Annotated in this window: 6 protein-coding genes and 2 pseudogenes; 5 read left to right on the top strand and 3 right to left on the bottom strand. The window is 55.7% G+C overall.

Going from position 1 to position 6,041, the window contains the following annotated elements:
- The 5 genes and pseudogenes from FTT84_RS16600 to FTT84_RS16615 all read left to right on the top strand — a co-directional run.
- Positions 1–132 (top strand): annotated as a pseudogene (locus FTT84_RS16600) (IS6 family transposase); the annotation flags it as partial.
- Positions 133–185: 53 nt separating this feature from the next.
- Positions 186–1,658 (top strand): annotated as a pseudogene (locus tag FTT84_RS16605) (Tn3-like element Tn3 family transposase); the annotation flags it as partial.
- 288 nt (positions 1,659–1,946) lie between these two features.
- Positions 1,947–2,707 (top strand): IS5-like element ISKpn12 family transposase gene (locus FTT84_RS16610; RefSeq protein ID WP_085947932.1). Its coding sequence is split into 2 segments (ribosomal slippage): positions 1,947–2,271 and positions 2,271–2,707, totalling 762 coding nucleotides; the frame shifts between segments, so codons are not numbered across the junction.
- 25 nt (positions 2,708–2,732) lie between these two features.
- Positions 2,733–3,326 (top strand): DUF6596 domain-containing protein, encoded by a 594-nt coding sequence (locus FTT84_RS18210; protein WP_306424839.1) that lies wholly within the window; start codon positions 2,733–2,735, stop codon positions 3,324–3,326.
- Positions 3,327–3,598: 272 nt separating this feature from the next.
- Positions 3,599–3,784, top strand: coding sequence for a hypothetical protein (locus FTT84_RS16615; RefSeq protein ID WP_004197549.1), 186 nt, complete (start codon positions 3,599–3,601; stop codon positions 3,782–3,784).
- 163 nt (positions 3,785–3,947) lie between these two features.
- Here FTT84_RS16615 and FTT84_RS16620 read toward each other — a convergent pair whose 3' ends face one another.
- From FTT84_RS16620 to aac(3)-IIe, 3 genes are all read right to left on the bottom strand, one after another.
- Positions 3,948–4,139: a hypothetical protein gene (locus FTT84_RS16620; RefSeq protein WP_040234282.1), complete on the bottom strand. Its 192-nt coding sequence runs from the start codon at positions 4,137–4,139 to the stop codon at positions 3,948–3,950.
- Positions 4,140–4,720: 581 nt separating this feature from the next.
- The gene (locus tag FTT84_RS16625) at positions 4,721–5,263 is read right to left on the bottom strand and encodes an AAA family ATPase (RefSeq protein WP_002063889.1); all 543 of its coding nucleotides are present in this window, start codon (positions 5,261–5,263) and stop codon (positions 4,721–4,723) included.
- A 12-nt stretch (positions 5,264–5,275) separates the two neighbouring features.
- Positions 5,276–6,041 (bottom strand): aminoglycoside N-acetyltransferase AAC(3)-IIe (aac(3)-IIe, locus tag FTT84_RS16630; RefSeq protein WP_180081893.1); only part of this gene is annotated, 766 nt, incomplete at its 5' end.

The raw sequence follows: 6,041 nt of genomic DNA on the forward strand, positions 1-6,041 counted from the left end.
ATGAAGACGGCTTACGCCACCATCAAAGGTATTGAGGTGATGCGTGCACTACGCAAAGGCCAGGCCTCAGCATTTTATTATGGTGATCCCCTGGGCGAAATGCGCCTGGTAAGCAGAGTTTTTGAAATGTAAGGCCTTTGAATAAGACAAAAGGCTGCCTCATCGCTAACTTTGCAACAGTGCCCCCGACAGACCCGCAGGAAGCAATAAAATCTCTGGGTCATCAGCTTGATAGTCGTTACAGACAGGTTGCTGCACGTCTTGGCGAAAATGAGGCTGTCGAACTCGATGTTTCTGGCCCGAAGCCCCGGTTGACAATTTCTCCCCTCGCCAGTCTTGATGAGCCGGACAGTCTGAAACGACTGAGCAAAATGATCAGTGATCTGCTCCCTCCGGTGGATTTAACGGAGTTGCTGCTCGAAATTAACGCCCATACCGGATTTGCTGATGAGTTTTTCCATGCTAGTGAAGCCAGTGCCAGAGTTGATGATCTGCCCGTCAGCATCAGCGCCGTGCTGATGGCTGAAGCCTGCAATATCGGTCTGGAACCACTGATCAGATCAAATGTTCCTGCACTGACCCGACACCGGCTGAACTGGACAAAAGCGAACTATCTGCGGGCTGAAACTATCACCAGCGCTAATGCCAGACTGGTTGATTTTCAGGCAACGCTGCCACTGGCACAGATATGGGGTGGCGGAGAAGTGGCATCTGCAGATGGAATGCGCTTTGTTACGCCAGTCAGAACAATCAATGCCGGACCGAACCGCAAATACTTTGGTAATAACAGAGGGATCACCTGGTACAACTTTGTGTCCGATCAGTATTCCGGCTTTCATGGCATCGTTATACCGGGGACGCTGAGGGACTCTATCTTTGTGCTGGAAGGCCTTCTGGAACAGGAGACCGGGCTGAATCCAACCGAAATTATGACCGATACAGCAGGTACCAGCGAACTTGTCTTTGGCCTTTTCTGGCTGCTGGGATACCAGTTTTCTCCACGCCTGGCTGATGCCGGTGCTTCGGTTTTCTGGCGAATGGGCCATGATGCCAACTATGGCGTGCTGAATGATATTGCCAGAGGGCAATCAGATCCCCGAAAAATAGTCCTTCAGTGGGACGAAATGATCCGGACCGCTGGCTCCCTGAAACTGGGCAAAGTACAGGCTTCAGTGCTGGTCCGTTCATTGCTGAAAAGTGAACGTCCTTCCGGACTGACTCAGGCAATCATTGAAGTGGGGCGCATCAACAAAACGCTGTATCTGCTTAATTATATTGATGATGAAGATTACCGCCGGCGCATTCTGACCCAGCTTAATCGGGGAGAAAGCCGCCATGCCGTTGCCAGAGCCATCTGTCACGGTCAAAAAGGTGAGATAAGAAAACGATATACCGACGGTCAGGAAGATCAACTGGGCGCACTGGGGCTGGTCACTAACGCCGTCGTGTTATGGAACACTATGTATATGCAGGCAGCCCTGGATCATCTCCGGGCGCAAGGTGAAACACTGAATGATGAAGATATCGCACGCCTCTCCCCGCTTTGCCACGGACATATCAATATGCTCGGCCATTATTCCTTCACGCTGGCAGAACTGGTGACTAAAGGACATCTGAGACCATTAAAAGAGGCGTCAGAGGTAGAAAACGTTGCTTAACGTGAGTTTTCGTTCCACTGAGCGTCAGACCCCTATACCTATCGAGATATCACTCTACCTCTCGCTGCTTGACCGAGGTGGAGGACCGTCGCCGTTGGTGGCTTTTTGGCCAAGCGTTTATCCGCGTCGTCTCGCCGCCCGCTCCGCCTCCGCGCGAATAGCAAGCAGCGAAGGACCAAGAAGCTCACGCGCATGAGCGACCGTTTCGGCGGATGCCGTGTTTAGGGTCAGGACCCATTGATTTGAACTGACGGCTGTGATTCAGATGGGCGTATAGGAGCCCGACTGATGAGTAATTTGTTTTGGCTGACGGACGAGCAAATGGCTCGTCTTCAGCCCTATTTCCCCAAGAGCCATGGCCGCCAGCGCGTTGATGATCGACGCGTTCTGAGCGGCATCATCTTCGTCAACCGCAACGGGCTGCGTTGGCGTGATGCGCCGAAGGAATATGGCCCGGCGAAGACGCTTTATAACCGCTGGAAACGCTGGGGCGACAAGGGCGTATTTATCCAGATGATGGAAGGTCTGGCCGTGCCTGAAGCCGCAGAGCACAAGACCATCATGATCGATGCGACCTATCTCAAGGCCCACCGCACGGCTTCCAGCTTGCGGGTAAAAAAGGGGGCGCGGGCCGCCTGATTGGACGCACGAAAGGCGGCATGAACACCAAGCTTCATGCCGTAACGGATGCGAGTGGTCGCCCGATCAGCTTCTTCATAACGGCAGGCCAGGTCAGCGATTACACCGGTGCTGCCGCCTTGCTTGATGAACTTCCCAAGGCCAAATGGTTGCTGGCCGACCGTGGCTATGATGCCGACTGGTATCGTGACGCTTTACAGGCGAAGGGGATCACTCCCTGCATTCCAGGTCGAAAATCCCGCAAGAAGACCATCAAATACGACAAACGCCGCTACAAACGGCGCAACCGGATCGAGATCATGTTCGGGCGTCTCAAAGACTGGCGGCGTGTCGCTACGCGTTACGACCGGTGCCCAATGGCCTTTCTCTCCGCCATCGCTCTCGCTGCGACCGTTATCTTCTGGCTATGAGCAATGAGTCCTGACCCTAGCGCATATCAAGCCAGAGGAGCCTGAGGTACTTGGTCTTTTAGCCCTCATGGAACTCCAGTGCTCTCGGCTGCTTGCCCGACAAGATCGTCAAGGCTTGCCAGTGCCGCTCGATCGTCAGGATCGTGGCTTGTGGGATCGATTGCTCATACGTCGAGGTCTGGAGATAGTTGAGCGAGCATGCCGCATGTCGTCTCCCACTGGATGGTATCTTCTGCAAGCGTTGATTTCTGCTTGTCACGCGCGGGCTGCGAGCTTTCGAGACACCAATTGGCGAGAGATACTGGCGAGATATGACGCGCTCTTCCTGTTGAGCCCTACATACGTAGTTGCCCTCAATCGAGCAGTCGCTGTGTCGTGGGCCATGAACCCCGCTGCAGGGATGGCGGTCCTTAAGGCGATTGAGGACGAGTGGGACGTGGAGACCTACCCGCTTTTTCACGCGACGCGGGCGGATTTCCTTTCGCGTCTTGGTTTCCAAGACCAAGCTGCGGCAGCCTATCAGGCTGCGGCCGTACTCAGCACCAACCTACCTCAAAAGTTGTTCTTGGTCACGCGCGCTGAGGAATGCCTGGCAGGGTCTCGGACAGATGTTGGATAACATCAGTCGATTGACGGTGATTGCGCGCACGTGGACGCGCATCATGACAGGTATGACGAGCCTTTGAACGTCCGCTGGCTGTGCCGGCGCCATCATATCCGGCTGCACTTCTACGGTGAGGACATGTTTCCTATGTGCAGGCCGCATCACGTATGAACGGCGGCTCTCCGGTTATGCCTCAACGCCGCTGAAAGCGTCGCGCGGTCAGTCAGCCATGACGATCATACCTTATTCAGATCATGCGATCGGCGCCCTGCCATCAGGAGGATGAAATGCGTAAAGATCAGATCCCGGATTTCGTTGATGAGATCTTCGCCACCGGCTGCCCAATCACCGCAGTAGGACAAGATTGCTATGTTTTGCAGAGAGCGATCTGCTGGCAGAAGACTTCGACCGTGTTGGTGAGGTGGTCGATAAAATCTGCCAGCGATAAGGAAAGCGTGACCATCTGTTGCTGACATCGTCGATCATTTGAGGAGCCTCGGCCGTTTCTACGACCTGCGGCTTGAGACACTCCAATAGCGACTATGGGTCGGTCCGCGCTTTAGAATAAGGGATCTAGACCCTGTCGCCAATTTTGGCCTGACGGGGGTTTCCAGCTACGCCTTCATATGTCGTGCCTCAGCCGCGCTGCAAGCGCCGGGCACTGATGCCCAGCATGCTGGTGGTCTTCACCTTTCCGCCGACGCGCCTGAGGATGATGATTGCCGCGTCCGTGGCCAGCCCGGTGCCGATGGCAGCCAAATGACCCAATTGGAACGGCAGATAGCCCGGCTTGACCACGAGAAGCACTCCGATGAAGCCGATGACCACGGCGGTCCACCGCCGAACCGCGATGCTGAAGCCACAAATCGAGCTTTGCGAGGAGTTTCTTTATCCGTCTCAATGAGATAAGGGCCAACTTTAGATCAAGTGCGTCGTAGTACGGCGTGCACCTTGGGCTTGATCCAGCTATAGTGTAATTGTATGCTGGAAATATGTGCAACCCTGGTGTCTAGGCCGTGCGAAGCCAATCAGGCTCGAAAGTCGTTGCGGGTTGTTATCCGTTAAAGGCGGCGACTGTAGCCGCCGCTATTTGGCCCCTTGATACCATTTAGCATTTGGAGCTTTAGGTTCTATAATTTAACGTTACGCTACAGCCGACACCCCGCTTGCCTGAGCGTTTGGATTTCAATCACTTAGTAGACCAACTTGCGGGTCGACGGTTCGTGTCCCTTCAAGGCGGAGGCTTCGGCAGCTGGCGTCTCTATGCCGCGGTGGTGCTTTTCCGAAACGGAAGTCGCCCATTCGCGTCACGTAAACCGACCGTCAGGCGGTACGGCTTAGGAGAATAATCGCAAAGCAGACTGAGACCACCACCCTCGCGCTACCCTTTGCGCAGGCGTCGAAGGCGATCAGGTGCGCTGATCGAGTCTGTCGAGCACCATCGCTGCAAGTTCATCGCTGGTGTGTGCACCACTATCGAGAACACGGGTTGTGGACGGAAGCCGTTCCCTTGCGGCCAAGCATCGGGCGACATTCGCTAATCGCCACTCTCGAATCTCCGCATTCCGATTCGGGTCAGGATGCATGGTCTGGTTCGAGATCCGGTGACGCAATAGGTCCTCGTTAAGCATCAGAAAGATGTGCAGCAGCTGATCGTCGATCTGCCTTAACCCGTCGAGTATCTCAGTCAGATAGTCCGGGTGCACGAGCGTCATTGGGATGATGATGTCCTGCGAGTAATTCCTGCGAATCTCGCTGACCGCAGCGATCGTAAGTCCCCTCCACAAGGGGAGATCCTGATAGTCTCCGCTCGCTGGTATGGGGACCGTTTCTTTCACCACGAACCCGATTTCCTCAGGGTCAAAGATCAGCGATTTCGGACGCCGATCGCGCAGCCGCTCAGCGAGAGTCGTCTTTCCGGCGCCGAAAGGTCCGTTGATCCAGATTATCATTGTCGACGGCCTCTAACCGGAAGGCTCGCAAGAGCGCTGGGCGGCTTCGTGTGCTGGCACGATCGGAGTGGCTCCGAAGTGCTTCTCAAGATAGGTGACGCCGAACGTCACGATGTCCTGCGCGTCGAACAGGTAGCACTGAGCAAAGCCCACGACACCTTCTCGATGGCGACCGAGCTTCACGTAAGCATTTGCTATAGTTTCGACCGCATCCGGCTTTCCTTCGATAGCAAAGCAATCGAGAATGCCGTTTGAATCGTATTCTGATGCCGTTTTCCAGGCGACTTCACCGTTTCTTCCAAGCATCGGCATCTCATACGTCACCCATCGTTTGTTGGGGATATCCGCAACCGCCTCGGCGTAGTGCAATGCGGTAACGGAGTTTAGCGGCGCACCCAACAGCAGGGCCTTCCCGCCAAGGCGGACGAACCGCTCGACGGGCGACCCTTCCCCCAAGGCGTGACCGAGTTCGTGAGGCTCCGTCAGCGTTTCAGCTAGCGGACCAACCGCGACCATCGATGCATCGGGGTGCGCGCTGCGCCGCGCGCCGGGGGCTTGAACCAGAAATTGATTCAGCAGGCCGAACCCACGGTAAGTCCCGGCCGTTGCGGGATCGAACGGCGGCCAGGTACGGCGGGCTTTGTCATCCAACCGAGCGCCATTCAGAGTCTCCTCGTAGGGTGATCGGTCCCACGACGCGTATCCCATCACAGTGCCAGTCGGCCCAACCGCGGAGCGTAACGCGGCAACGACCGTCTCCGCTCCTCCTTCGACCGGA

This window comes from Acinetobacter sp. YH01019 (genome assembly GCF_013420285.1).
Taxonomy (GTDB): domain Bacteria; phylum Pseudomonadota; class Gammaproteobacteria; order Pseudomonadales; family Moraxellaceae; genus Acinetobacter; species Acinetobacter gandensis.